The organism is Massilia orientalis (assembly GCF_030411975.2).
In the GTDB taxonomy this organism is placed as follows: Bacteria; Pseudomonadota; Gammaproteobacteria; order Burkholderiales; family Burkholderiaceae_D; genus Telluria; species Telluria orientalis.
Map to the genome: position 1 here is coordinate 268,941 of NZ_JASNRB020000009.1, position 23,633 is coordinate 292,573.

The 23,633-nt window shown below is 66.6% G+C and carries 21 protein-coding genes; 5 read left to right on the top strand and 16 right to left on the bottom strand.

Annotated features, from left to right (window positions below):
• Nucleotides 1-33 precede the first annotated feature (33 nt).
• The 5 genes from QPK29_RS16805 to ompR all read right to left on the bottom strand — a co-directional run bounded on the left by QPK29_RS16805 (nucleotide 34) and on the right by ompR (nucleotide 4,065).
• On the bottom strand, nucleotides 34-486 hold the full coding sequence (locus QPK29_RS16805; RefSeq protein WP_160410055.1) for a hypothetical protein: 453 nt from the start codon (nucleotides 484-486) through the stop codon (nucleotides 34-36).
• On the bottom strand, nucleotides 479-1,207 hold the full coding sequence (locus QPK29_RS16810) for a helix-turn-helix transcriptional regulator (protein ID WP_371768147.1): 729 nt from the start codon (nucleotides 1,205-1,207) through the stop codon (nucleotides 479-481). Before QPK29_RS16810 ends, QPK29_RS16805 begins: the two co-directional genes overlap by 8 nt.
• 250 nt (nucleotides 1,208-1,457) lie before the next feature.
• A complete protein-coding gene (locus tag QPK29_RS16815) occupies nucleotides 1,458-1,817 on the bottom strand; it encodes a YXWGXW repeat-containing protein (RefSeq protein WP_371768148.1) in 360 nt (119 codons plus the stop codon).
• A gap of 107 nt (nucleotides 1,818-1,924) precedes the next feature.
• On the bottom strand, nucleotides 1,925-3,271 hold the full coding sequence (locus tag QPK29_RS16820; RefSeq protein WP_371768149.1) for an ATP-binding protein: 1,347 nt from the start codon (nucleotides 3,269-3,271) through the stop codon (nucleotides 1,925-1,927).
• Between the two features lie 29 nt (nucleotides 3,272-3,300).
• On the bottom strand, nucleotides 3,301-4,065 hold the full coding sequence (gene ompR, locus QPK29_RS16825; RefSeq protein WP_056137191.1) for an osmolarity response regulator transcription factor OmpR: 765 nt from the start codon (nucleotides 4,063-4,065) through the stop codon (nucleotides 3,301-3,303).
• A gap of 219 nt (nucleotides 4,066-4,284) precedes the next feature.
• Here ompR and QPK29_RS16830 point away from each other — a divergent pair, with 219 nt between their 5' ends.
• The 3 genes from QPK29_RS16830 to QPK29_RS16840 all read left to right on the top strand — a co-directional run bounded on the left by QPK29_RS16830 (nucleotide 4,285) and on the right by QPK29_RS16840 (nucleotide 8,604).
• Nucleotides 4,285-4,659, top strand: coding sequence for a hypothetical protein (locus QPK29_RS16830; protein WP_371764460.1), 375 nt, complete (start codon nucleotides 4,285-4,287; stop codon nucleotides 4,657-4,659).
• A gap of 117 nt (nucleotides 4,660-4,776) precedes the next feature.
• The gene (locus QPK29_RS16835; protein WP_371768150.1) at nucleotides 4,777-6,660 is read left to right on the top strand and encodes a flagellar assembly protein A; all 1,884 of its coding nucleotides are present in this window, start codon (nucleotides 4,777-4,779) and stop codon (nucleotides 6,658-6,660) included.
• Nucleotides 6,661-6,735: 75 nt separating this feature from the next.
• Nucleotides 6,736-8,604: a M2 family metallopeptidase gene (locus QPK29_RS16840; protein ID WP_371768151.1), complete on the top strand. Its 1,869-nt coding sequence runs from the start codon at nucleotides 6,736-6,738 to the stop codon at nucleotides 8,602-8,604.
• On the opposite strand, the gene QPK29_RS16845 is transcribed toward QPK29_RS16840, so the two are convergent.
• Nucleotides 8,601-9,632, bottom strand: coding sequence for an HDOD domain-containing protein (locus QPK29_RS16845; protein WP_400189785.1), 1,032 nt, complete (start codon nucleotides 9,630-9,632; stop codon nucleotides 8,601-8,603). The genes QPK29_RS16840 and QPK29_RS16845 overlap by 4 nt on opposite strands.
• A 152-nt stretch (nucleotides 9,633-9,784) precedes the next feature.
• Between QPK29_RS16845 and QPK29_RS16850 the strand changes: the two genes are divergently transcribed.
• Nucleotides 9,785-10,249, top strand: coding sequence for a chemotaxis protein CheW (locus tag QPK29_RS16850; RefSeq protein WP_056137447.1), 465 nt, complete (start codon nucleotides 9,785-9,787; stop codon nucleotides 10,247-10,249).
• A 124-nt stretch (nucleotides 10,250-10,373) separates the two neighbouring features.
• Here the strand turns inward: QPK29_RS16850 and QPK29_RS16855 are convergent, their stop codons facing one another.
• The 8 genes from QPK29_RS16855 to dapC form a co-directional block, all read right to left on the bottom strand.
• Nucleotides 10,374-12,341, bottom strand: a complete 1,968-nt coding sequence (locus QPK29_RS16855) for an ATP-binding cassette domain-containing protein (protein WP_371768153.1) — start codon at nucleotides 12,339-12,341, stop codon at nucleotides 10,374-10,376.
• Nucleotides 12,342-12,465: 124 nt separating this feature from the next.
• Nucleotides 12,466-13,353, bottom strand: coding sequence for a 50S ribosomal protein L3 N(5)-glutamine methyltransferase (prmB, locus tag QPK29_RS16860; RefSeq protein WP_056137193.1), 888 nt, complete (start codon nucleotides 13,351-13,353; stop codon nucleotides 12,466-12,468).
• A 15-nt stretch (nucleotides 13,354-13,368) separates the two neighbouring features.
• On the bottom strand, nucleotides 13,369-14,520 hold the full coding sequence (dapE, locus tag QPK29_RS16865; RefSeq protein WP_371768154.1) for a succinyl-diaminopimelate desuccinylase: 1,152 nt from the start codon (nucleotides 14,518-14,520) through the stop codon (nucleotides 13,369-13,371).
• Nucleotides 14,517-14,879, bottom strand: a complete 363-nt coding sequence (locus QPK29_RS16870) for an ArsC family reductase (RefSeq protein ID WP_056137195.1) — start codon at nucleotides 14,877-14,879, stop codon at nucleotides 14,517-14,519. The genes dapE and QPK29_RS16870 overlap by 4 nt, the downstream gene beginning before the upstream one ends.
• A 306-nt stretch (nucleotides 14,880-15,185) precedes the next feature.
• Nucleotides 15,186-15,803 carry a hypothetical protein gene (locus QPK29_RS16875; RefSeq protein WP_400189786.1) on the bottom strand — a complete coding sequence of 206 codons (618 nt, stop codon included), beginning with the start codon at nucleotides 15,801-15,803 and terminating at the stop codon, nucleotides 15,186-15,188.
• A 64-nt stretch (nucleotides 15,804-15,867) separates the two neighbouring features.
• Nucleotides 15,868-17,010 (bottom strand): PilT/PilU family type 4a pilus ATPase, encoded by a 1,143-nt coding sequence (locus QPK29_RS16880; protein ID WP_371768156.1) that lies wholly within the window; start codon nucleotides 17,008-17,010, stop codon nucleotides 15,868-15,870.
• Between the two features lie 163 nt (nucleotides 17,011-17,173).
• On the bottom strand, nucleotides 17,174-18,013 hold the full coding sequence (gene dapD / locus QPK29_RS16885) for a 2,3,4,5-tetrahydropyridine-2,6-dicarboxylate N-succinyltransferase (RefSeq protein WP_160410062.1): 840 nt from the start codon (nucleotides 18,011-18,013) through the stop codon (nucleotides 17,174-17,176).
• Between the two features lie 25 nt (nucleotides 18,014-18,038).
• On the bottom strand, nucleotides 18,039-19,259 hold the full coding sequence (gene dapC, locus QPK29_RS16890; protein ID WP_371768157.1) for a succinyldiaminopimelate transaminase: 1,221 nt from the start codon (nucleotides 19,257-19,259) through the stop codon (nucleotides 18,039-18,041).
• A 106-nt stretch (nucleotides 19,260-19,365) separates the two neighbouring features.
• On the opposite strand from dapC, the gene QPK29_RS16895 reads away from it, so the two are divergent.
• Nucleotides 19,366-20,169: a YoaK family protein gene (locus QPK29_RS16895; protein WP_056137200.1), complete on the top strand. Its 804-nt coding sequence runs from the start codon at nucleotides 19,366-19,368 to the stop codon at nucleotides 20,167-20,169.
• An 8-nt stretch (nucleotides 20,170-20,177) separates the two neighbouring features.
• Here QPK29_RS16895 and QPK29_RS16900 read toward each other — a convergent pair whose 3' ends face one another.
• Together QPK29_RS16900 and QPK29_RS16905 are read right to left on the bottom strand one after the other, a co-directional pair.
• A complete protein-coding gene (locus QPK29_RS16900) occupies nucleotides 20,178-22,451 on the bottom strand; it encodes a glycoside hydrolase family 31 protein (RefSeq protein ID WP_371768158.1) in 2,274 nt (757 codons plus the stop codon).
• A 103-nt stretch (nucleotides 22,452-22,554) separates the two neighbouring features.
• On the bottom strand, nucleotides 22,555-23,568 hold the full coding sequence (locus tag QPK29_RS16905) for an AraC family transcriptional regulator (protein WP_229502097.1): 1,014 nt from the start codon (nucleotides 23,566-23,568) through the stop codon (nucleotides 22,555-22,557).
• Between the last annotated feature and the right edge of the window lie 65 nt (nucleotides 23,569-23,633).

The following is a 23,633-nucleotide window of genomic DNA, read 5'->3' on the forward strand; positions in this document are numbered from 1 at the left end:
GCTTTCGAAACGTCGGTTTGCGGCCCGCAGCTTTCATTTCTTGCGATGAAACCGCCGCGCCCCGATGGGCTTTCCGGCCGCATACTCGATCAATTCGATATGCTGGGTATCGTAGATCAACGGATAATTGATCCGAACCGCCGAGCCACCGCTGCCGCAGGTACCGTCATCCAGTTGGAGCAGATAGGTCGGTATGCTGCCCTTGGCCCCCGCGACGAACTTCGTGCCGCGCGCGTTCACGTACACCGTTCCCGGCTTTTCCTGTCGTACCGCGAATTGGCGCACGCACCTGGGCACTGACTTGTCCCGCCCATGCCAGGCGATGGTGTCGCCCTTCACGGTAAGCGTCGTGTAGGGCGATGCCGCCTGGTCGTCCGCGAGCCAGCGTCCGGCAAACGGCACGGGATCCGCCAGCACAGGCGAACTGCAGCCAAGACCGGCCACGACCGCAACGAGCCGTGCGCAAGACATCACACGCTCAGCCATGCCGATTCGCCCGTCGATACGCTCCAGGCGTCATCCCCGTCGCATCCCGTAGCGCCCGCGTCAGCGCGCTCTGGTCCGAAAAGCCGGCCGCCAGCGCGATCTCGGCGATGGAACGCGACGTGTCCGCCAGCCACGCCTGTGCGCGTGCCAGGCGGACGCCGCGCAGCCACGCGTGCGGACTCGAGTCCAGTTCCGTGCGGAACAGGGCGTGCAGGCGGCTGACGGACAGGCCCGCGTGGCGCGCCATCGAATCCGTCGTCCAGGCGAGACCGGGCTCCGCTTCGACGCTGGCCATGAGCGCGGCGAGGCGCGAGGCGGGGCGGGGCGCGTCCAGCGCGATGGTGTCGAGCAGCAGCGGGACCCAGCCCCGCAGCAGTCCGCGATCGAAGGCCTGCGTACGCATCACGCCCATGAATTCGACCAGCTTGCGCGCGCCCGGGCCGAGGCTCATGAACGGGCGGTCGAGCATGCGGTCCCAGGCCGGGTGCGCCATGGCGGCCGGTTCGACGTCGAGGATCAGCGACTGGTTGGTCCCGATGCCGCACTGGGCGTGCCAGGTGTTCGGCGCGACGCAGGCGGCGCGCAGCGGGTCGAGCCGTCCGCGGCGGCCTTCGATGTCGAGCAGCACGGCGCCGCTCACGGGCAGGACCAGCTGGGCGAACACGTGGCGGTCGGTGACGATGTCGGCGCCATAGGTGCGCAGGTGGAGGTCGGTATCCATGGCGGGCAGTCTAGCAGTGATTGTGCGACAAGGCCTACAAGTCGACGGGAAAAAATATATGCGCCTACCCTCTTGCAGGCGCGGCCGCCGTCCCAATTTGCCATCCTGATCCAGCGCCTTCGGGCGCGTGTCTCCTCTGTCTCCTCCAAGTGCAAACTTGGATTTACCGCCTGGCGCAGCAATGCGCAGGCGGTTTCTTTTTTGTGGGGTGCGCCCGGCCAGCCTGTCCGGGCGCGGTGCCGCCGCTGCGTCAGTCCCGGCGCGGATTGTTGGGATGGTCGTCGAACCGGTTCGGCACGCCGTCGCCGTCACGGTCGCCGCGGCGCCACCCGCCGCGTTCCATCACCCAGTGGCCGTCGCGCTCGACCCAGGTCGGTGCGCGGTAGGCGTAGCCGTGGCGCTGGCGCAGCCATTTGCCGTTCGTCCAGACGTAGCGGCCGTGGCGCCATTCCCAATGGCCCGGGGCCCACACGTAACCGTGGCGCGCGGCCGGGATGCGCTCGTCGCGCGGCGGGGGCGGGGCAGTGCGGATGACGACGTCGGCGGCGGCCGGCAGCGCGACGCTGCCGAAGGAGCCTGCAACCAAAGCGGCAATGAGCAGTTTTTTCATCTTGGCCTCCTCATAAGTAGGTGTAGACCGACTGTACTGCCGCGTTACGGGCGCGACCGTGCGGCGTTTCGCTTAACGCCGCAACTTAAGGTGCGATGGGGAAAGAGTCAGGTGGCCAGGGGCAACGCGAACTGCAGCACGAGCCCGCCGCCGTCGCGGTTGCGCACGGTGAGCTCGGCGTTGTGGCGGGTGATCACGCGTTCGACGATGGCGAGGCCCAGGCCCGCGCCGTTGGCCTGGCCGCGGGCGCTGTCCAGGCGGGTGAATGGCCGCAGCAGCTGCTCGATCTGGTCGTCCGGGACGCCGGTGCCGTGGTCGTTGATCTCGACGACGGCACGGCGGCCGTGGCCCGTCATCCTGACGTGCAGGGCCATGTCGATCTCGGTGACGTCCGCGCCCGGCGTCTTGCCGTAGCGGCGCGCGTTCTCGATCACGTTGTTGATCACGCGGCGCAGGTCGGTCGAGTTGCCCATCACGTGGATGTCCGCGTCGATGTCGGTCGAAGTGCGCACGTCCGGCAGGCGGGCGGCCGTGTGCGCGCAATCTTCCAGCAGTTCCGAGAGGTTCACCGGCACGAACGTCGCGCTTTCCGTGGGGCGCGCGAAGTCGAGGAACTGGCCGATGATGGCGTCCATCTGGGCGATGTCCGACTGCATGCCGGTGCGGGCTTCGTCCGACAGCGGCGCCATCTCCACTTCCAGCTGCATGCGCGCGAGCGGGGTGCGCAGGTCGTGCGAGATGCCGGCCAGGATCACGGCGCGGTCCTTCTCGAGCTGCTGCAGGTCGTCGACCATCTGGTTGAAGCTGCGGTTCGCCTCGATGATCTCGCGCGATCCTTTTTCCGGCAGCGGAGTGGGGCGCTTGCCCTGGGCGATCGAGCGCGCGGCCGCCGTCAGGCGCGCGAGCGGCAGGTTGACGAGGCTCGAGATCAGTGCGGCGCCCAGCAGCGACAGCACGCCGACCACCGTGGCCCAGCCGAGCCATTGCACGCGCGTGAGGCCGGGCAGCTTGTCGCGCTCGAGCATGAGCCAGTACTTGTCGCCGTCGATGTCGAAGCTGACCCAGAAGCCGGGGATCTCGTTGACCATGCGCGAGAAGCGCGTGTCCGGTCCCAGCTTGTCGCGCACGAGGGCGGCCACTTCCGGCATCAGCGAATTCGGCGGCGGCGGTTCGACCGTGTCCGTCGGCTTCACGTCGTAGATACGGATGCCCTCGTTCGACACCAACTCGAATAACAGTTCGCGCCGCAGGTCGGGCGCGGAGTGCGTCAGCGCGGCCTTCGTGATGGTGACGACGGAGACCAGCAGCTCGGCCGTCTGCTCGACCTGCGGGCCGCGCTGGAAGACATTGAGCATGCCGATCCACGAGGCCATCGACAGGCCCGTCAGCATGGACAGCAGGAAGAAGGTGCGCCAGAACAGGCCACTCTTCATCCTGCCGAAAATCCGCGGCATGGCCTGTTCCTTCGAGGTTGATGCGAACACTAGCGCGGCTGGCCTTCAGGAATGAATACGTAGCCCAGGCCCCATACGGTCTGGATGTACAGCGGGCTCGACGGGTCCGGCTCGATCAGCTTGCGCAGGCGCGAGATCTGCACGTCGAGCGAGCGGTCGAATACTTCGTACTCGCGGCCGCGCGCCAGTTCCATCAGTTTTTCGCGCGACAGCGGCTGGCGCGCATGGCGCGCGAACACTTTCAGCACCGAGAACTCGCCCGTGGTCAGCGGCACGGTCTCGCCGTTTTTCTTGAGCGTGCGCGTGCCGAGGTCCAGCACGAAGTCGCCGAATTCGAAGGTCTGGGGCGTCTCGCTCGGCGCGCCGGGGATCTCGTCCGGGCCCTTGCGGCGCAGGACCGCGTTGATGCGGGCCACCAGCTCGCGCGGGTTGAAGGGCTTCGGCAGGTAGTCGTCCGCGCCCATCTCGAGGCCGACGATGCGGTCGACGTCCTCGCCTTTCGCGGTCAGCATGATGATCGGGGTCTGGTCGCCGGCACCGCGCAGGCGGCGGCAGATCGACAGGCCGTCTTCGCCGGGCAGCATCAGGTCCAGCACGAGCAGGTCGTAGCGCTCGCGCAGCCACAGTTTATTCATTGCCGGCGCGCTTTCGGCGGTCACGACCTGGAAGCCCTGTTCGGTCAGGTAGCGGCGCAACAGGTCGCGCAGGCGCACGTCGTCGTCGACGACCATGATCCGGGCGGAGTGGCCGCCATTCGCGCCGGCCGTGCCGGCATTCGAGCTCGTTGCATTCATTGTTCTGTCGGATTTGTCAGATTAATGTCGCTATGGTAACGTCTTATGGCTCGACGCCAAGGGGGTATCGTTGAGCCATTACATTGTGTTACAAACTTTACCCAATTCGCCTTATGCCCGGAGTCGATTCCTCATACACTGGCCTCATCGAATCGCAGCTTACACCACAGCTCAAAACCACAGCTTACTCCTGACACGGCAACGCGAATGAGGAACACCATGAACAGTGCGTTCACACATCACCACGCAGCGAAAAAGGCCGGCCGCCTGGCCCGCCTCGCTGTGCTGGCGTGCGCCCTGGTGCTGGGAGCCGGCGGCGCGTTTGCCCAGCAAAACGGCGACCGGCGGGACGACCGCGGCGACCGGGGTGACTTGCAATCGCAGCCGCAGTTCTCGCGTTTCCGCCTGCCTCCGCAGGGCCGCGACCAGCGCGACGACATGCGCGCCTACGAGGAACAGCGCCGTGCCCAGCAGCAGGACCAGCGCGAGCAGCAGCACGAGCGCCGCGGCAGCCGCATGACGCCGGACGAACGGCGCGACCTGCGCCGCCAGATCAACGAAGCGGGCATGGACCTGTACCCTCAGCGTCGCTGAAATTTCTCTGCATCAACTTAGTTGCTTGTTGTTTATTTTCAAGTGACAACATGATACGCTAGCCGGATTCTGCCGCGGCCCAGCCCATGCCGCGGCATCAACCGCACGGAGCGTATCGTGACCACAGACATTTCCGTAACGGCGACCCGCTTCGCCGCGACCGGTCCCGAGCATTGCATCGCCAAACGCGACGACGGCGTGTATGCCGATCCCTCCGTGCTCGGCACCACGCTGGTCGCTGCCATCGACAACGTCTACCGCGCGGGGAACTACTTCACCGGGATCGATTATCCCGTGCTGATGAAGGCGCTGTTCGGCCACGGTCCGGAGCTGCCGCAAGGGCCGGACGGCACGACGCTCGTGCGCTTCGCGGCCGACATCCAGACCTTCGATCCGGCGCGCCGTGCCCTGTACCGCGCCGTCAAGATCGGACGCGGCTATGCGGAATATTACTTCGAGCCCGTCTGGCTGCCCGACCCGGCCGACCCCGACGCCCCTGGCTTCCAGACCCGCCTCGATCTCGACGAATTCATCGCCGACGTGTGGATCAAGGGCATCCGCTTCGGCCTCGACCTGCCGGCCATCCGCGCCGCGATGGAATCCACCAGGGCCGACCGCGTCACGGTCGCGCGCCAGCTCGAGCCGAGGCCGGGCGAGGATGCCCACATCGTCGAAGTGTCGGATGACCTCCACCGCAGCGATGCGCCGCTCGAACTGGGCAATGGCCGCCTCGACCTGAACAGCTTCCAGAACCGCTTCCCGCAGATCCAGGCCGGCGTACGCCTGTTGAAGAAAGTCCCTGCGACGGCGGGCGCGATGGGCTTCGAGATGTCCGGCGCGGCGCTGCCGCCCGAGCCGGGGCGCGACGTCGACCTGCCGGCATATGCGGGCACCGGCACGAAGGTGGAGCGCACGCCGGAAGGCGAGTTCCTCGTGTCCAGCGCGGCCGGGTTCCTGATGGTCGATGCGAAGACGAGCCGCATCTCGGTCGAGGACAAGGTCGTCAGCCACGACGGCGTCAGCGCCAAGACGACGGGTAACCTGAGCCTCACCGGCGACTACGAGGAGTTCGGCGAAGTCCAGGAAAAGCGCGTGATCGAGGCCGACAGCATCACCGTCCACGGCGACGTGTTCGGCAGCCTCGTGTCGCGCGGCGGCACGGTCGACGTGCGCGCGAACCTCGTGGGCGGCAGCGCCCGCAATGCGCGCGGCGACATCCACGTGCGCGGCGTCGCGTCGGCTTCGGTGCTGTGCGCGGAAGACGGCCGGATCGTCGTCGAGCGCGCGGAAAACTGCGTCATCGCGGGCACGCGCGTCGAGGTCAATCATGCCGTCAACTGCGAGATCGTCGGCGACGAAGTCGTCGTGAACATGGCCGAGGGCTGCGCGCTCGCGGGCCGGCGCGTGACGGTGGAATGCACTGTGCCGCGCAAGCAGAGCGAGATGCTGGTGGCCGTGCTGCGCGAGGAAGGCCAGCAGATCGACGAGGTGATCGCGGCGGTGACGCAGCGCGTCGCGCAGTTCGCCACCCTGGCCGCGCAGCTGAAGGCCGCGCAGGATGCGCTGACGGGCAAGCCGGACGTGCGCCGCTACCTGATGCTGGCCACGCGCGTGCGCAAGGGCGAGATCAGCCTGACGCCCGAGCAGGCGCGCCAGTTCCAGAAGATGGCGCAGGACGTGGGCCCGGCGCTGAAGGCGATCGGCGATGTCTCCGCGAAGATCAAGGCCGCGGAAGCGGAGCAGCAGGCGGGCACGCACATGCTCGCAAACCTGCAGGCGCAGCGTGGCGACGCGGCCAGCATTTCCAGCGTGGCGATCGCCTCGGTGCAGGGCGAGACGCAGGTGCGCATCCTCGCCTACAGCCCTGCGGGCGGCCAGCCCTGGCGGTGGTTGCCGCGCGAGATCCGCACCCGGCTGCGCGGACCGCAGGCGGGAGAACTCCTGTTCATGGGCGGCGCGGGCAGCGTCGCGTGGAGCAGCGATACCGTCGCTGCGTCGTAAAGTTTATACTTGGGCGTGGCCGCGAGGCCATACCCATAACGACTCCAATCCGACAGAGGGGAAACCTTGAACACCATGCGTCCCATCCTCCAGCGCCGCCCGATCGGCGCGCTGGTCGCCGCGATGTGTGCCGGCGCGCTATTCGCAGCGCCGGCATATTCTGCAACCAAGGCAGCCAGCAGCAAGGGCAAGCCGACCGTGGCCGAAGCAGAGCGCTTCGTCGCCGAATCCGAAAAGAAGCTCGACCAGCTGGGCCTCGACGCCGGCCGCGCCGAGTGGGTGGCCGAGAACTTCATCACGCTCGACACCGAGACACTGACCGCGCAGGCCAACGAACAATACCTGACCGTGAGCGGCGACATCGCCCTCAAGGCGCGCCGCTACAACGGCCTGAAGGTGCCGGAAGCGAGCGCCCGCAAGCTGATGCTGATGCAGCAGTCGCTGATGCTGGAAAACGCCGACGACCGCGGTGCATACGCGCGCCTGGCCGCCAGCATGACGGGCGCGTACGGCAAGGCGAAATACTGTCCGGCGGCCGCTGCCGGCGCGGCAAAGCCGGACTGCATGCCGCTGGGCGAACTGGAAAAAGTGCTGGCCACGAGCCACGACCCCGCGCGCCTGAAGGAAGTCTGGCTCGGCTGGCACGCCCAGTCGCCCGCGTACAAGCAGGATTATGCGAAGTATGTCGAGCTGTCGAACAAGGGCGCCCGCGCGATGGGCTATGCCGACACGGGCGCGCTGTGGCGCTCGCGTTACGACATGGCGCCGGATGCCTTCTCGGCCGAGATGGAGCGCCTGTGGCAGCAGGTGAAACCACTGTACGACTCGCTGCACACGTACACGCGCTACAAGCTGCGCCAGGCCTACGGTCCGGACGTCGTGCCGGCCGACGGCCCGATCCCGGCCCACCTGCTGGGCAATATGTGGGCGCAAAGCTGGGACAACCTGTACCCGATCCTGAAGCCCGCCGGCCTCGAAAAGGGTGAAGACCTGACGGCGCTGCTGGAAGAGCGCAAGACGAGCGCCGTCGAGATGACGCGCTATGCCGAAGGCTTCTACACGTCGCTGGGCATGCGCAAGCTGCCGGCCACGTTCTGGGAACGTTCGCTGCTGACGAAGCCGCGCGACCGCGAAGTCGTGTGCCACGCATCCGCCTGGGACCTGGACGGCAAGGACGACGTGCGCGTCAAGATGTGCATCACGCCGACGGCCGAGGACTTCCGCGTCATCCACCACGAGCTGGGCCACTTGTACTACGACCTCGCGTACAGCAACCAGTCGCCCATGTTCAAGAACGGCGCCAACGACGGCTTCCACGAAGCCATCGGCGACACCGTCGCGCTGTCGATCACGCCGGCCTACCTGAAGAAGATCGGCCTGATGAAGACGGACCCGGATCCGAAGCAGGAAATCGGCCCGCTGCTGTACACGGCGCTGCAGAAGATCGCGTTCATGCCGTTCGCGTACAAGGTCGACAAGTGGCGCTGGCAGGTCTACGGCGGGCAGGTCAAGCCGGCCGACTACGACAAGGCCTGGTGGGCGCTGACGCAGCAGTACCAGGGCGTTTCCCGTCCCGCACCGATCGCGGACGGCGGTTTCGACGCCGGCGCCAAGTTCCACGTCGCGAGCGACACGCCGTACGCGCGCTACTTCCTCGCCCACGTGCTGCAGTTCCAGTTCCACCGCGCGCTGTGCAAGGAAGCGGGCGACACGGGACCGCTGTACCGCTGCTCGATCTACGGCAACCAGAAGGCGGGCGCCAAGTTCCAGCAGATGCTGGAGATGGGTACGAGCAAGCCATGGCCGGAAGCGCTGAAGGCCGTGACGGGGTCGGACAGGATGGATGCGACCGCGATGCTGGAATACTTCGCGCCGCTCAAGACCTGGCTGGATGAGCAGAACAAGCAGCTGGCCGTCGAAGACGCGAAGCTGACGAAGCGTTAATCCGCGGCGGCTTCCGCCAGGGCGGCGTAGCATTGCGCCGCTTCCGGCGGGAGCCCTGCGAACAGATGTTCATCCGCCTCGTCGACGAGTCCCTGCTCGACGAGCATCCGCACCTTCCCGAGATAATCCGCCAGCTTGAGCAAACGCCCCAGCGGCGACATGACCGCGCCGCGCCGCAAGTCGCCCTGTTCCAGCAGCGCCTGTGCCACCGTGTCGGGAAAATTCCACTCGCGCGCGATGCTTGCGCACAGGCCGCGCGTGGCGCGGGGCAGCTGGGCGAGGAACACGTCGGTGCCGAGGCGCTCGCCGTCCTTCGCCTCCTGGTCCATGATGCGCAGGCTGACGATCAGCCCCACGTTCTGCAGCAGCCCGGCGAGGAAGGCGTCGAACGGTTCGATGCCGGCGCCGGCCAGCTGGCGCGCGGCGATCGCGCAGCGCTCCGAATGCGCCCACAGGTGCTGCGCCAGCCGGCGCGTATAAAATCCCGAACGTACGTCGATGATGGGCCGGAACGCGACCGTCGTGATCAGCTGGCGCAAGCCCTCCTGGCCGATCAGGATCACGGCCTGTTCGACGCTCGTGATCGACTGGCCCGTCCCCCGGTAGCAGCTGTTGGCGAGACGGACGACGGCCGCCACCAGCACGGGATCGGTCGCGATCGTGCGCGACAGCGCGCTGCCGGAAAACGTCTCGCTGCGCAGGCTTTGCAGCAGTTGCGGGACGAGCCCCGGCATGCGCCGCACGAGCGCCGCGCCGGACTGCTGCGTGCCGACGATCGCCGCCAGCGCTTCCAGCACGCGCGTCTCGGCGTCGGAGAGTTCGAGGCCGCCGTCCGCGCGGTCGAACAGCCACGCGTGCCAGGCGCCGTTGATCCGTTCCAGCTGCTCGAACGAGACGGGGGCCGTGCGCGGTTGCGGCGCGAGTGCCGCGGGTGCGGGAGCAGGGGCGGGAACAGGCTCGACGGCCGGCTGCGGCTGCGTTTGCGCCACGGACGGGCTGGAAAACAGGCTTTGCAGCCACCGGAACATCGTCATCCCCTTTAGGTCAATTCCGAACATTGTACGGACGTAAGCGCTGAGCGCAAGGTAGGAAATGTCTCATTGATTGTTGACTGCACTCAACAATTTCCAATCGTCATCGCCTTAGCATGGCGATCTTGAGGAAAGGATCCGCCATGCACATGACTACGACGACCACCACCCAATTCCTGAGTTTTACCCTCGGCGGCCTCGAGTACGGGCTCGACGTCGCCAAGGTGCAGGAACTCCGGGTACTCAAGGCACTCGAGCGCTTCACATCGGACGGCGAGATCGTCGGCGGCGTGGCCGTCTCGCGCGGCGTGATCATGCCGCTCGTCGACATGCGCGCCGCCTGCGGCACGTCGCCGGACGCGCCCGATCCGATGACGGACGTGATCATCCTCAGGCTGTCGACCTGCACGATGGGGATGGTGGTGGATGGCGTGACGGGCGTCGTGTCGCTGGCGCCCGAGCAGGTGTCGCCGGTGCCCGGTGCGGACCAGGCGCAGGTCGATTACCTGATCGGGCTGGGGCAGATGGGGGCGCGGCGGTTGATTCTGGTCGATATCGACCGGTTGATGTCGGTGCGGAGGCCGAAGAAGGACGGGGCTCGGCAAGTCGCCTGACCGTCGTTCCCGGACTAGCCGTCCGCCTTGGCGGGAACCCAAGTTGCTTGCGCTGTCGAGATGCATGCAACTTGGGCCCCCGCCTGCGCGGGGGCGACGGTTATTCGAGCGTGTACGTAAAAAATCAGGCGACCAGGCTTTCCAGCTGCTCCTGCAATTCCAGCCACTCGTTCTCGAGATTGCCCAGATCCCGCGTCAGGAAGGCCTGGTCGGCCACGAGATTCTTCAGCTCTTCCTTCTTGTCCGCCTCGTAGATGCCCGGCTCCAGCAGCCGGGCGTCGACCTCGGCCTTCTTCGCGTTCAGCTTGGCCATCTGCTCTTCCAGCCGCTTGATGCGGTTTTCGATGGGCTTCTTCAGCGCGGCCAGGCGCTGGCGTTCTTCCGCTTCCAGGCGCTTCTGTTCCTTGCGGTCGACGGCGGGCGCCGGTGCGGCCGGGCTTGAGGACGGCAGCGGTGCGCTCGTGCCGGCATCGCCCTTCAGCTTGGTCTGGAACAGCCAGTCCTTGTAGTCGTCCAGGTCGCCGTCGAACGGTTGCAGGCGGCCGTCGGCCACGATGATGAACTGGTCGGTCGTCGCGCGCAGCAGGTGGCGGTCGTGCGAGACGACGACCAGCGTGCCTTCGAACTGCGCCAGCGCCAGGGTGAGCGCCTCGCGCGTCTCCAGGTCCAGGTGGTTGGTCGGTTCGTCCAGCAGCAGCAGGTTCGGACGCTGCCACACGATCAGCGCCAGCGCCAGGCGCGCCTTCTCGCCGCCGGAGAACGGCTTGATGGAACTCGTCACCATATCGCCCGGGAAGTTGAAGCCGCCGAGGAAGTTGCGCAGTTCCTGCTCGCGCGTGGTCGGCGCGATCTTTTGCAGGTGCCACAGCGGCGATTCGTCGTGGCGCAGCATCTCGACCTGGTGCTGGGCGAAGTAGCCGATCACGAGGCCCTTGCCGAGCGTCGCCGTGCCCGCGAGCGGCGCGAGGTCGCCGGCCACGGTCTTGATCAGCGTGGATTTACCGGCGCCGTTCACGCCGAGGAGGCCGATGCGCTGGCCCGTCTGCAGCGAGAAATTCACCTTGTGGACGATGGTCTTGCCGCCGACCTTGTCGCCATGCGCGTCGAGCAGCGGGTAGCCGGCGTCGACGTCTTCCATCACGAGCAGCGGATTCGGCGCCGAGACCGGGTCGCGGAATTCGAACGAGAACTCGGCCGCCGCGCGCAGCGGGGCCAGCTCTTCCATCTTCGCCAGCGCCTTCATGCGGCTCTGCGCCTGGCGGGCCTTGGTCGCCTTGGCCTTGAAGCGGTCGACGAACGATTGCAGGTGGGCGCGCGTGCGCTGCTGCTTTTCGTAGGCGGCGGCCGCCAGCACGAGGTGGGCGGCGCGTTGGCGCTCGAACGCGGAGTAGTTGCCCGAGTAGCGCTTCAGCTTGCGCTCGTCGATGTGCACGATGACGTTCACGATCTCGTCGAGGAAATCGCGGTCGTGCGAGATGATGATCAGGGTGCCGGTGTAGCGCTTGAGCCAGTCCTCGAGCCAGATGATGGCGTCGAGGTCCAGGTGGTTGGTCGGTTCGTCCAGCAGTAATAAATCGGAAGGGCACATCAGCGCCTGCGCCAGGTTCAGGCGCATGCGCCAGCCGCCGGAGAAGCTGGCGACCGGTTGGCGCATCTGGTCCAGCGAGAAGCCCAGGCCCAGCAGCAACTGCTCGGCACGGGACTGCACCGTGTACGCGTCGGCGTCGGCCAGCGCCGAGTGGACGTGGCCGATGGCGAGGCCGTTCTCCGTCGTGTGGGGCAGGGCTTCCAGGCGGTCCAGCTCGGCCTGCAGGGTGCGCAGGTTGGCGTCGCCGTCGATGGCGTACTCGATGGCGGGTCGGTCCAGCGCCGGGGTCTCCTGCGCCACATAGGCCATGCGCCAGCGCGCGGGGAAGTCGATCGCGCCCTGGTCCGGGTGCAGCTCGTTGCGCAGCATCGCGAACAGGCTGGATTTGCCGGCGCCGTTCGCGCCGATCAGGCCGATCTTGTCGCCGGGATTGAGGGTCAGGTCGGCGTCTTCCAGCAGCGGTTTCGTGCCGCGCATCAGGCTGACGTTGGAGAATCGGATCATTTCAGTAGCTACCGTAAAAACGTCGTTCCCGCGGAAGCGGGAATCCATGCTGAGCATCAGAATGCCGAGTCAGTATGGATTCCCGCGTGCGCGGGAATGACGGTGTGTCTTGGGACGACGTGGATTACTTCGCCAGTTGTTCCGCCGTCAGCAGGAACACCGCATCATCGCCCTGGCTCGTGGTCAGCCAGGTGAGGCCCAGGTGCCCGAACGCCGCTTCCGCATACTCGCGCTCGTTGCCGATCTCGACGATCAGCACGCCTTCCGGCGTGAGGCGCTCGGCCGCGCCGTCGACGATCTTGCGCACGAGGTCCATGCCGTCTTCGCCGCCGGCCAATGCAATCTGCGGCTCGCGCAGGTATTCCGGCGGCAGCTTGCCCATCGAATCGCTGTTCACGTACGGCGGGTTCGTCACGATCAGGTCGTACTTCTTGAACGGGACGTGCTGGTACAGGTCGGACTCGATCGGGTTTACGCGGCCTTCGAGCTTGTAGTCGCGGATGTTGCGCTCGGCCACGGCCAGCGCGTCCTTCGAAATGTCGACGGCATCGACGACGGCGTTGGGAAACGCGTCCGCCAGCATGATCGCCAGGCAGCCGGAGCCGGTGCACAGTTCGAGCACGTTCTCGACGCCGTCCGGATCGGCCACCCACGGGCTGAACAGGTTCGGGATCAGCTCGGCGATGAACGAGCGCGGCACGAGCACTCTTTCGTCGACGTAGAAATTGTAGCTGCCCAGCCACGCCTCATTGGTGATGTAGGCGGCCGGCACGCGCTCGTTGACGCGGCGCTCGATGACGGCCATCACCTGCAGGATTTCTTCCGGCAGCAGGCGGGCGTCGAGGAAGGGCTCGAGCTTGTCCAGCGGCAGCTTCAGGGTGTGCAGGATCAGGTAGGCGGCCTCGTCGAACGCTTCGGCGCTGCCGTGGCCGAAGAACAGCTTGGCGCCGTTGAAACGGGTCACGGCGTAGCGCAGCAGGTCGCGGGGCGTGCAGAAATGGGTCGTGGTCATGGCCTGGTCTCGTCGTTATGCCGCGGACGGCGGGATGGTCAGCAATCGCTCCAGCGTGCGCCGGTAGATGTTCTTGAGCGGATCGATGTAACGCACTTCGATGTGCTCGTCGATCTTGTGGATGCTGTCGTTGGGTGGCCCGAATTCTATCACCTGGGGGCAGATACGGGCGATGAAGCGGCCGTCCGACGTCCCGCCCGTGGTCGAAAGTTCCGTCGTCACACCCAGTTCCTGCTTGATCGAGCCGCAAATCGCGTCCGACAAGGTCCCCTTCGGCGTGAGGAACGGGTGGCCGGACAGCGTCCATTTCAGGTCGTAGTCGAGGCCGTGGCGGTCGAGGATCGCGTGCACGCGCGCCTGCAGGCTCTCGGCCGTGCTGGCGGTCGAGAAGCGGAAATTGAAGTCGACCTTCAGCTCGCCCGGGATCACGTTCGTCGCCCCGGTACCGGCCGCGATATTGGACACCTGCCAGCTCGTCGGCGGGAAGTACTCGTTGCCCTCATCCCATTGCTCGGCAGCGAGCTCGGCCAGCGCGGGCGCCGCCTGGTGGATCGGGTTGCGCGCCAGGTGCGGGTAGGCGATATGGCCCTGCACGCCCTTGACGACGAGGCAGCCGGACAGCGAGCCGCGGCGGCCGTTCTTGATCATGTCGCCCAGCACGTGGCTGGACGTGGGTTCGCCCACGAGGCAGTAGTCGATCGTCTCGCCCCGTTCTTCCAGCAGGTCGCAGACGATGACGGTACCATCCGTGGCCGGGCCTTCCTCGTCGGACGTGAGCAGGAACGCGATCGAGCCCATATGATCCGGGTGCGCGGCCACGAATTCCTCGACGGCGACGACCATGGCGGCGATCGACGTCTTCATGTCCGACGCGCCGCGGCCGTACAGCCTGCCGTCGCGCCGCGTCGGCACGAACGGTTGCGACGCCCATTGGTTCGCGGGCCCGGTCGGCACGACGTCCGTGTGGCCGGCGAACACGAACACGGGCGCCGCATCGCCGCGCCGGGCCCACAAATTCGTCACGCCGTTCGACTCGATCGTCTCGCAGCGGAAGCCGAGCGGCGCCAGCAGGGCCTGCAGCTTCTGCTGGCAGCCCTTGTCCTGCGGCGTGACGGAATCGAGCGCGATCAGCTCCTCCGTCAGGAGTTGGGTGCGCGACGGCTTCATGCCGGCCAGTCTCCGAACAGGTCTTCGTACTGGGCGGCCGAGAAGCCGACGGACACGCGGCCGCCGCCTTCGAGGACCGGACGCTTGATGACGGACGGATTTTCCAGCATCAGGTCGAGGGCGCTGGCCTTGTCGACGACCTGCGCGCGGCGCTCGTCGGTCAGCTTGCGCCACGTGGTGCCCTTGCGGTTGACGAGCGTTTCCCAATCGATCTGCTCGAGCCAGCGCGCAACGGTGGCGCGGTCCAGGCCTTGCTTCTTGAAGTCGTGGAACTCGAATGCCTGGCCGTTGTCGGCGAGCCAGGTGCGGGCTTTCTTGACGGTGTCGCAGTTGGGAATACCGTAGAGGGTCTTCTTCATGGCGGGGTGGTCTTGCTGTTCGGGAAGGCGCGAAGGATAGCACAGGCCGGCTATCCCACCGACAGTTTACCAATGGCGAAGGGAGGGCGGCGTTATGTACGTCGATTGGATAAGGTTCTCACCGTCGATGCCGGCGCCCCGCCCGCTCGATACCGCCGGCGCACCGACCTGCGACGACCTGGTGAACAATGTCGCGGCGGGATAGAGAGCGTTGCCGGCGGCGTCCAGGTCGCCGTGCGCAGCCCGGCGGTACACGCCCATCGCCGGACGGCCGTCGTCGAGTAAACGCTGGCCGGCGAGGCCGGCTTACTTCTGCGGCCTGAAGGCGTGGCTGTTGTCGAACCCAAACTGATTTTCGTCATACATCCGCTTCATCTTGCGCACTAAATGCGTTTGCAGAACGGGCGGCAGCTTGAAGTACGACGCGCTGGCGGTGGTCGAGCGTTGCAGGTCGAGGTCGCCTGTGATGGCCCGGATGGCGGCTTTGGCGTCACGATGAAAAGCGATCATCTTCAGCCGGCCTCCATAGGGGGCGCGCAGCATCTTGCCGTTGTCGCTGGCGTAGAAGCGGTAGACCAGGATCGGATCGACCAGGCCATCGCCGTCTATATCGTTCAACTCGGTCAGCTTGGTCCACCATTGCACACCGGCCGTCCCCGCCAGTGCGCTATCGCTGACTGTGCCCATGGCCGCCAGGGTTGGTCCTGCATTTATCTTGAACAAGTGCGCGCCGATCTTGCTCGACAAGGTGTCGTCATCGTAGCGGCGGTCGCCGCTTTCGGTCAGGTACACCACGTATGCGCCGCTCTTGTCGCGATAGCAGAAGTGGGCGAACACCGGCAAGCTCACCTTGGCGGCCTTGAGGATATCGCGATGCAGCAGGAAGTCATCGCCGACGCAGCCCGAACCGGGCACGGCATGCACGTTCGAGGACGATAATACGAGAAGGCCACACAGGAGTGCGGTCGATAGCGGACGGTCAGTCAAGTCAACTATCCAGCGTAAATTCCGTGAACGACGGCCCATCCGGCTCGGCCGGTTTGGGCGCTTCCTCTTCCTTGGCCTTGCTGTCCGGCCCGTTATTGATCAGCCAGAGCAGATTGGTGGCCGAGTCGGCATTCGCCAGCGCCTCGTCCTGCGTGATGAGGTCGGCCTGCACGAGTTCCAGCAACGCCTTCTCGAACGATTGCGACCCCGGCGACAGGCTCTTGTCCATCGCTTCCTTGATCTGGCCGATCTCGCCCTTTTCGATCAGGTCGGCGACGTAGCGCGTGTTGACCATGATCTCGACCGCGGCCTGGCGCCGCCCGCCGGCCTTCGCGCGCACGAGGCGCTGCGACACGATCGCCTTCACGGCGGACGACAGGTCCTGCAGCAGCGCGGGGCGGTTCTCGATCGGGTAGAAGCTGATGATGCGGTTCAGCGCGTTGTAGCTGTTGTTCGCGTGCAGGGTCGCCAGCACGAGGTGGCCAGACTGGGCGTAGGCGAGGGCGGCGGCCATCGTGTCCTTGTCGCGAATCTCGCCGATCAGGATGCAGTCCGGCGCCTGGCGCATCGAATTGCGCAGGGCGACGTCGAAGCTCTTCGCGTCGCTGCCGATCTCGCGCTGGTTGACGATCGCTTTCTTGTTCTTGAACAGGTACTCGATCGGGTCTTCCAGCGTGAGGATGTGGCCGTGGCGCTGCTCGTTGCGGTGGTCGAGCATGGAGGCGATCGTCGTCGACTTGCCGGAGCCCGTCGCGCCGACGATCAGCAGCAGGCCGCGCTTCTCCATGATCAGCTCGGACAGCGCGGACGGCAGGCCCAGCTCGGCCAGCGGCGGGATCGTGGCGGGAACGAAACGGAACACGGCGGAAATGCTGCCGCGCTGGCGGAATGCGGAGAGACGGAAACGGCCCAGGTTCGGGACCGAGATGCCCATGTTGAGCTCGTTTTCGCGGTCCAGCTCGTCCATCTGCTCCGGCGACGCGATTTCGGCCAGCAGGACGCGGATATTGTCCGGCTCGAGCTTGTTCTGGTTGATCGGGATGAGGTTCCCGTTGATCTTGATGTGGACTGGGGAATTGACCGCGAAGAACATGTCGGACGCGTTCTTTTCCTTCATCAACTGGAACAGGCGTTCCATCATCATGGCCTCTCTCCCTTGCTTTGCGCTAATACCCCCCATCGTCGTTCCCGCGAAGGCGGGAACCCATGCTGAGGCACCGACGCCGCATCTTTGCACTATCGATGTGCGTTCGGCTGTGCGATTTCTGATGCCCAGTATGGATTCCCGCTTCCGCGGGAATGACGGATCAGACGCCGCGCAGCAGCTCGTTGATACCCGTCTTCGCGCGGGTCTTCGCATCGACCTGCTTGACGATCACCGCGCAATACAGGCTGTACTTGCCGTCGGCCGACGGCAGGCTGCCCGACACGACGACCGAACCGGCCGGGATGCGGCCATAGCTCACTTCACCGGTCTCGCGGTTGTAGATCTTGGTCGACTGGCCGATGTACACGCCCATCGAGATCACCGAGTTCTCTTCGACGATCACGCCTTCCACGATTTCCGAGCGGGCGCCGATGAAGCAGTTGTCTTCGATGATGGTCGGGTTGGCCTGCATCGGTTCCAGCACGCCGCCGATGCCCACGCCGCCCGACAGGTGGACGTTCTTGCCGATCTGGGCGCACGAGCCGACCGTCGCCCACGTGTCGACCATCGCGCCTTCGTCGACGTAGGCGCCGATGTTCACGTACGACGGCATCAGCACGACGTTCTTGCCGATGAACGAGCCGCGGCGGGCGACGGCCGGCGGGACGACGCGGAAGCCGCCCTTGGCGAAATCTTCGGCCGAGTAGTTGGCGAACTTGGTCGGGACTTTATCGTAGAACTGCAGGCTGCCGCCGAGGCCCGCCGCCGAGCCCATTGGGGTGTTGTTCTCGAGGCGGAACGACAGCAGGACGGCTTTCTTGATCCACTGGTTCACGACCCAGCTGCCGGTGTCCTTCTGGGCGACGCGCAGGCTGCCGTCGTCAAGGCCGGCCAGCACGTGGGCGACGGCGTCGCGCACTTCGGCGCTGGCGCTGGTCGGGCTGATGTCCGCGCGCTGTTCCCACGCGGTGTCGATGATGGTCTGGAGTTGTTGGGTCATGATATTGGTCTATACAGGTGGTGTTTCAGGAAGCCTTGAGATCGTTGCAGAACTGGACGATGCGGTTCGCCGCCTCCAGTCCTTCGTCCACTTCGGCGACGAGCGCCATGCGGATGCGGTTGCGGCCCGGATTGCTGCCGTGCGCGTCGCGCGCCAGGTAACTGCCGGGCAAAACCGTCACATTATATTCGGCGTACAGGCCGCGTGCGAACTCCGTGTCCGACAGGCCCGTGCGGCGCACGTCGGCCCACAGGTAGAAGCCGGCGTCCGGCAGCTCGACGTCCATCACCTGCTTCAGGAGCGGGGTGATGAGGTTGAACTTTTCCTTGTACAGCATGCGGTTCTCCTGCACGTGGGCCTCGTCGTTCCACGCGGCGATCGACGCGGCCTGCACCGGCGGCGACATCGCGCCGCCGCAGTAGGTGCGGTACAGCAGGAATTTCTTCATCAGTTCCGGATCGCCGGCGACGAAGCCCGAGCGCATGCCCGGCACGTTCGAGCGCTTCGAGAGGCTCGAGAACACGATCAGGTTCGCGTACGGACGCGCGCCGCTGCTCCGGCCCAGCTGGTGCGCCGCTTCCAGCGCGCCCAGCGGCGGCGTGGCGCCGAAATAGATCTCGGAATAGCACTCGTCGGCCGCGATCACGAAGCCGTGGCGGTCGGCCAGCGCGAACAATTCGCGCCAGTCGTCCAGCGACAGCACGGCGCCCGTCGGATTGCCCGGGGAGCACAGGTACAGCAGCTGTACACGGGACCATACCTCGTCCGGCACGCTGGAGTAATCGCAGGCGAAGTTGCGGGCCGGCTGGGAATTCACGAAATACGGCTCGGCGCCCGCCAGGTAGGCCGCGCCTTCGTAGATCTGGTAGAACGGATTCGGGCTGACGACGAGCGCGCCCGGCTTGCGCGGGTCGATCACGGTCTGGGCGATCGCGAACAGCGCCTCGCGCGAGCCGTTCACCGGCAGCACCATCGTGGCCGCATCCAGCGCCGGAATCCCGTAGCGGCGCTCCAGCCATGCGGCGATCGCGGCGCGCAGCGGCTCGTTGCCGTGCGTCGTCGGATACGTGGCGAGGCCGGCCATCGCGTGCGTCAGCGCTTTCTGGATGAACGCGGGCGTCGGGTGCTTCGGCTCGCCGATGCCGAGGCTGATGGCGTTGTAGTCGGGATTCGGCGTGACGCCGGCGAACAGCTGGCGCAGCTTTTCGAACGGGTACGGGTGCAGGCGGTCGAGATGTGGATTCACGGCGATGTGTTTTCCTGGCGATATTCGAGGTGAGAAGGGCAATTATAGCCACGTGACCCCGGGTGCGTTAGTATTGACTTAAGGAATCCAAATCGAACCCATCATCATGCAGCGCTCCGTCGACTATGTCCGCACCCTGACCGCGCAGGCGCGCAGCGCCCGGGCCAACCGCCACCTCGGCTATGCACTGGCGGGCGTGGCCGGGGCCGTGAACGCCGGCGGCTTCCTCGCCGTGCAACAGTACACGTCGCACATGACGGGCATCGTGTCGTCGGCCGCCGACAATCTCGCGCTGGGCGCCTTCGACCTCGTGCTCGACGCGCTCGGCGCCATCGTCTCGTTCCTGCTGGGCGCGGCCACCACGGCGATCCTCGTCAACTACGGCCGGCGCCGTGCGCTGGCCAGCGAATACGCGTTGCCGCTGCTGTGCGAAGCCATGCTGCTGCTCGCCTTCGGCGTGCTGGGCGCCCAGCTGTCCAGCGTGCGGGGCCTGTTCGTGCCGGCCACGGTGATGCTGCTGTGCTTTACGATGGGCCTGCAGAACGCGCTCGTAACGAAGATCTCGCATGCGGAGATCCGCACGACGCACATGACGGGCATCGTCACCGACATCGGCATCGAACTCGGCAAGATGATGTACTGGAACGTGGACGATGGCTTGACCAGCCCTCCGCACCCGCGCGTGACCGCGAACCGCGGGCGCCTCGTCCTGCTGTGCGGCCTGCTGGGGGCCTTCTTCTGCGGCGGCGTCGCGGGCGCGCTCGGCTTCAAGATCTTCGGCTACGTGGTGACGGTGCCGCTGGCGCTGCTGCTGTGCGGCCTCGCCATCGTGCCGGCGCTGGACGATTTGCGGGCCGGCGCCCGCGCGCGCCTGCGCGCACGCCTCCGTGCCGGCAGGCGCGCGCGCTGAGCGGCGCGTCAGCCGCCGCAGTGCGGCAGCGCGACGGAAGCCGCCTTGTCGTCATAGACGACCTTGACGATGGCGCCGGGCTTGGGACCGCAACGCACCGCGAACGCCTGGCGGGCCGGCATGCCGTCGTAGCGGCCCTGGCGCGGCGCGATGTCGAGGCGCCTGGCGCCGTCGTTCCACGTCATCCGCACGACCGCATACTCGCCTTTCTCGTAGGCGTAACCGTCGCCGCCGTCGTCGTACAGTTCATAAGCGCCATCCTTGCCCGGATAGACGACGAGATCCACAGGCGCATCCGATTTCTCGTCCGCGAACTGCTTCACGGGGCCCAGCGGCAGGATGCTGCCGGCGCGCACGTAGAGGGGAATGGTCGCGATGTCGGCCTTCGCCGTCACGACCTGGCCGGCCGCCAGCCGCGCGCCGCTCCAGAAGTCGTACCATGCGTCCTTGCCGGGCAGGTAGACGTCGCGCGCCCGCGCCTTCGCCTGCACGACGGGCGCCACGAGCAGGGCCTTGCCGAACATGTACTGGTCCGGGATGTGGAGCGCGTGCTCGTCCTCGCGGAAGTCGAAGGCGAGGGCGCGCATCATCGTGCCGTCGTTGTGCGTGACGTCCCACGACGCCGAATAGATGTACGGGAGCAGGCGGTAGCGCAGGTCGATGTAGTCGCGCATGATCTTCTGCGTGGCGTCGTCGAACTGCCAGATCTCCTTGCCGTCGCCGGTGCCGTGCACGCGGAACATCGGGTTGAACACGCCGAACTGGAACCAGCGCGTGAACAGTTCCGCGTACGCCGGATCTTTCGGCGAACCGCCGAAGAAGCCGCCGATGTCGGCCGACCAGTACGGGATACCGCTCAGCATGAAATTCAACCCGGCCGGAATCTGGCGGCGGAACACGTCCCAGTTGCCCATCGTGTCGCCCGACCACGTGATGGCCGCGTTGCGCTGCTGGCCCGCGTACGCGGAGCGGGTCAGGATGAACGCGCGCTTGCCGGGCTGGTCGCGCTTCATCCCGTCATGCACGGCCGTCGTGTGCAGCAGCGGATAGGCGTTGTAGACGACGCTGCCCGGACCGGCGCCGGTCTGCAGTTCGCGCATCTGGCCCCACCAGCCGCCGAGTTCCGCTTCCGACGCGTCCAGCCACCAGCCGTCGAAGCCGAGCGTGCCGAGGCCGCGCATGACCTGGCGCCAGTACAGGTCGCGGGCGCGCGGGTTGTACGCGTCGTACCAGCGGCCCTTGCCGGCCGGGTAGACGTTCGGATAGGTGGGCGGGTACAGGCCGCCCATCGCGTCCAGCGCCTTCGTGTTGGCGGTGTCCGGGTCGAGGCGGGCCCACACGGAGATGATCGTGTGGACGTTCTGGTCGTGCAGCTTCCTGACCATCGCGGCCGGATCGGGGAAGCGCGCCTTGTCGAATTCGTGGCTGCCCCACTGGCCCGGCAGCCAGTACTGCCAGTCCTGGATGACCGCGTCGAGCGGCACCTTCATCTCACGGTATTTCGCCGCGACCGACAGCAGCTCGTCCTGCGTCTTGTAGTGTTCCTTCGACTGCCACAGGCCCCACGTCCAGCGCGGCATCATGGGCGCCGTGCCCGTCAGGCGGCGGTAGCCCTTGATCACGTCGTCCAGCCCGGGACCGTACATGAAATGGTAGTCGACGCCGCCGCCCGCTTCCGAACGGACCAGGATCGGCGGTCCGGACGGGATGTCGACCTCGACGTCCGTGACGGCCGCGTTGTTCCACAGGATGCCGTAGCCCTTGGGCGAGACCAGCATCGGCACGGCCACGTCGCGGTTCGCCTGCTGCAGGCGCACGATGTTGCCGCCGTAGTCGAGCAGGCCGTTCTGGTGCTGGCCGAGGCCGTACAGGACCGTGCCATGGTCGTCGTTATAAAAGCGCTGCACGACGCCGCGCGACAGGTCGCGGCCGCCTTCCTTGACGATCTCCTTGCCGTCCGGCGTCTGGAACGAGACGTTGCCGTCCTGGCGTCCCACGCGCACCTTCAGGCCGGCCGTGGACAGCGTCCACGCGTCCGTGGATTCACCGATCTCGAACGCGATCTTTTGCGGCTGCGCGATGACGGCCGGGTTGTAATTGCCCGTGTAGCCCGCGGGGCCGAAGCGGACGTGGACGACGCGCGGCGCCACCGGCTCGATCGTCAGCACGCCCTGGTCCGTGCGCACCTCCATGCCCGTGCCCACGCGCTGCATGGTCGGCGGCGCGGCATGTGCCGCCAGCGCGCACGCGGACAGGCCTCCAATGAATAACGATTTCCACATTTGTATTGACTCTCTGTGTGTAGTCCAGCCCAGCGGCCGGGTCAACCTGTCGTTATAGCAAATGCGTCCGCGGCATCGTTTATGAAAACACCCAGGGCGCCATCTATTTTTTACCGGCCACGCGCTCGCGCCACGCGCCGGGATTCATGCCCGACCATTCGCGGAACGCGTGCGTGAACGCGCTCTGTTCCTGGAAGCCGAGCAGGAAGGCGATGTCGACGAGCGACAGCCCGTCCCGGCGCAGGTAATCCATCGCCAGCGCGTAACGGGCCGCGTCGAGCGCCTGCTGGAACGTCGCGCCGGCGTCGGCCAGCTTGCGCTGCAAGGTGCGCGGGGACAGGTCCAGCGCGGCCGCGATGCCGGCCAGCCGCACGGGTTCGCGGGCGAGCGCGTCGACGATGGCCGCATGGACCTGCGCGACGATCCCGCTCGCCGTCTGTTCCCGTTCGCGCAGCAGGCGTTCGGCGTGCTGCTGCAGCAGCGGGTACATGGTGATGTCCGCGGCGGGCAGCGGCAGCGCGAGGAGGGCGGCGTCGAAGTCGGCGGTGTGCGCGGACGCGCCGAAGTCCGGCATCGTGCCCAGCACGCGCGCATACTCGGCCGGGTCGGCATCGGGCGGGCGCGCATGCGCGAACGCGAGCGCGTGCGGCGCGAGCGGACGTCCCGCGAGCCACGACCCGAACGTGCGGATGCCGGCGAACACGCTCTCCGCCAAGTGGCGGCTCGCATGCGGATAGTGGCTCGTCCACGTGTAGCGGGCAAGCGCGCCGCGCGGTTCCAGGCGCGAGCGTCCGAGGTCGTGCGCGAGCCGTTCGTAGCGCTGCGTCTGATCCAGCGCCTGGCCGATGTCGCGGCAGGCCAGCAGCACGAGACCGTACACGCTGTACGTGCCGGGCCGTACGCGCTCGCCCACGTGCAGGCCGAAATGCGGATCGTTCGCGAGGCGGCTGCCCGCGTCCAGCAGGGCGATGTAGTCGGCAGCCGGCAGCGGATCCGATGCGATGTCCGCGAGACCGGCGCCCGCCGCGAGCGCGGCCGCGTCGATACCGCGCGCGGCGGCCGTCTCCAGCAGCGGCTGCAGATAGGCCGCGGTGACCCGGGGCGGCGTGGCTGGCATGTTCGAACAAGCGCTTGGCATGAATCCGCAATACGGTCGTGATGACCCCAGGCAGTATAGCGACA

Excerpts from the sequence above, each read along its gene's own strand:
- QPK29_RS16805 (WP_160410055.1), bottom strand. The coding sequence starts at position 486 with ATGGCTGAGCGTGTGATGTCTTGCGCACGGCTCGTTGCGGTCGTGGCC.
- QPK29_RS16810 (WP_371768147.1), bottom strand. The coding sequence starts at position 1,207 with ATGGATACCGACCTCCACCTGCGCACCTATGGCGCCGACATCGTCACC.
- QPK29_RS16815 (WP_371768148.1), bottom strand. The coding sequence starts at position 1,817 with ATGAAAAAACTGCTCATTGCCGCTTTGGTTGCAGGCTCCTTCGGCAGC.
- QPK29_RS16820 (WP_371768149.1), bottom strand. The coding sequence starts at position 3,271 with ATGCCGCGGATTTTCGGCAGGATGAAGAGTGGCCTGTTCTGGCGCACC.
- ompR (WP_056137191.1), bottom strand. The coding sequence starts at position 4,065 with ATGAATGCAACGAGCTCGAATGCCGGCACGGCCGGCGCGAATGGCGGC.
- QPK29_RS16830 (WP_371764460.1), top strand. The coding sequence starts at position 4,285 with ATGAACAGTGCGTTCACACATCACCACGCAGCGAAAAAGGCCGGCCGC.
- QPK29_RS16840 (WP_371768151.1), top strand. The coding sequence starts at position 6,736 with ATGCGTCCCATCCTCCAGCGCCGCCCGATCGGCGCGCTGGTCGCCGCG.
- QPK29_RS16845 (WP_400189785.1), bottom strand. The coding sequence starts at position 9,632 with ATGTTCCGGTGGCTGCAAAGCCTGTTTTCCAGCCCGTCCGTGGCGCAA.
- QPK29_RS16850 (WP_056137447.1), top strand. The coding sequence starts at position 9,785 with ATGACTACGACGACCACCACCCAATTCCTGAGTTTTACCCTCGGCGGC.
- QPK29_RS16855 (WP_371768153.1), bottom strand. The coding sequence starts at position 12,341 with ATGATCCGATTCTCCAACGTCAGCCTGATGCGCGGCACGAAACCGCTG.
- prmB (WP_056137193.1), bottom strand. The coding sequence starts at position 13,353 with ATGACCACGACCCATTTCTGCACGCCCCGCGACCTGCTGCGCTACGCC.
- dapE (WP_371768154.1), bottom strand. The coding sequence starts at position 14,520 with ATGAAGCCGTCGCGCACCCAACTCCTGACGGAGGAGCTGATCGCGCTC.
- QPK29_RS16870 (WP_056137195.1), bottom strand. The coding sequence starts at position 14,879 with ATGAAGAAGACCCTCTACGGTATTCCCAACTGCGACACCGTCAAGAAA.
- QPK29_RS16880 (WP_371768156.1), bottom strand. The coding sequence starts at position 17,010 with ATGATGATGGAACGCCTGTTCCAGTTGATGAAGGAAAAGAACGCGTCC.
- dapD (WP_160410062.1), bottom strand. The coding sequence starts at position 18,013 with ATGACCCAACAACTCCAGACCATCATCGACACCGCGTGGGAACAGCGC.
- QPK29_RS16895 (WP_056137200.1), top strand. The coding sequence starts at position 19,366 with ATGCAGCGCTCCGTCGACTATGTCCGCACCCTGACCGCGCAGGCGCGC.
- QPK29_RS16900 (WP_371768158.1), bottom strand. The coding sequence starts at position 22,451 with ATGTGGAAATCGTTATTCATTGGAGGCCTGTCCGCGTGCGCGCTGGCG.
- QPK29_RS16905 (WP_229502097.1), bottom strand. The coding sequence starts at position 23,568 with ATGCCAGCCACGCCGCCCCGGGTCACCGCGGCCTATCTGCAGCCGCTG.